Here is a 1,081-nt window from a genome sequence, read left to right as displayed (position 1 = left end):
CTGGATCTGCTGAGTCACGCACCGCTCAATACAGCGTTATTTTTTGGCCTGGATATTCAACAAAAACGCGTGTTGCAGGCGGTGGCTGGCCATTCTCAGTTGTTAAATCATACCGACAACAAATTATGGCAGTCGATTTCCAATTCCATTCAGCGGATCACATTACAGTTGAAAACCGTTCATACTGAAAATGTGGTGACTCATGGAATGGGACTGTATTGTTACCGCTCAGGTCATCAGCCCTGGCAGATCATCTGTGAACATGAACTGCAATCAGCAGAAGCCAAAAATCTGCTGTTGCACAGACTGTTTAATTCGGAAAGTTATTATATTTTCCATTGTCAGCTGGTCAACAACAAAACTGACTGGTTGCATGATGAGCAGGATTTGATACGTCAAATCAATGCGTTACGTAACCAAAGCGCTCATCGCATTAAAAACCTAAGGCAGATGCTATTTTCAATATTTGCTGTGGCTTATTTAACTGATATCACTAGCTTCGTCCGCGATAGCATCGATTCTTAAACTAAGCCGCCACCATCATTTTATCGATCCACACTGATCCGCTACGGATATTGCTGCGTAAGTCCACATCATTAGCTACCGCTTGGATACCTTTAAACATATCCTGCAACTGACCGGCAATGGTGAACTCATCAATGGCATATTGAATTTCACCATTTTCCACCCAGAATCCGGCAGCGCCTTGCGAATAATCACCGTTAACAATATTGACGCCCATGCCCATGGTTTCAGTCACAATTACGCCTCGATCCATCGCCTTCAGCATGTCCTGAAATGATAAATCGTTACTATCAACGGTAAGATTATGCACCCCACCAGCATTTGCGGTGGTCGTCATATTCAGACGTCGGGCTGAATAACTGTCCAGCACATAACCCTGCAATACACCCTCGCGGATAATATCTCGATTTTGTGTCGCCACCCCTTCGGCATCAAAAGCCGAACTGCCCAGCGCTTTAAAGAGATGTGGCTGTTCATGGATATGCATAAATGATGGAAAAATCTGTTCACCCAGTTTATCCAGCAGAAAACTGGATTTACGATACAAAGCACTGCC

2 protein-coding genes are annotated in these 1,081 nt (G+C 44.3%); one reads left to right on the top strand and one right to left on the bottom strand.

Annotated features, from left to right (window positions below):
• Positions 1–525, top strand: a 525-nt coding sequence (locus B3M51_RS09825) for a hypothetical protein (RefSeq protein WP_292758737.1), incomplete at its 5' end; no start/stop codon positions are given.
• A gap of 1 nt (position 526) precedes the next feature.
• On the opposite strand, the gene B3M51_RS09820 is transcribed toward B3M51_RS09825, so the two are convergent.
• Positions 527–1,081 (bottom strand): metallopeptidase TldD-related protein (locus B3M51_RS09820; protein WP_292758734.1); only part of this gene is annotated, 555 nt, incomplete at its 5' end.

The organism is Methylophaga sp. UBA2689 (assembly GCA_002354555.1).
In the GTDB taxonomy this organism is placed as follows: domain Bacteria; phylum Pseudomonadota; class Gammaproteobacteria; order Nitrosococcales; family Methylophagaceae; genus Methylophaga.
This window is presented reverse-complemented; position numbering and strand designations above follow the sequence as displayed.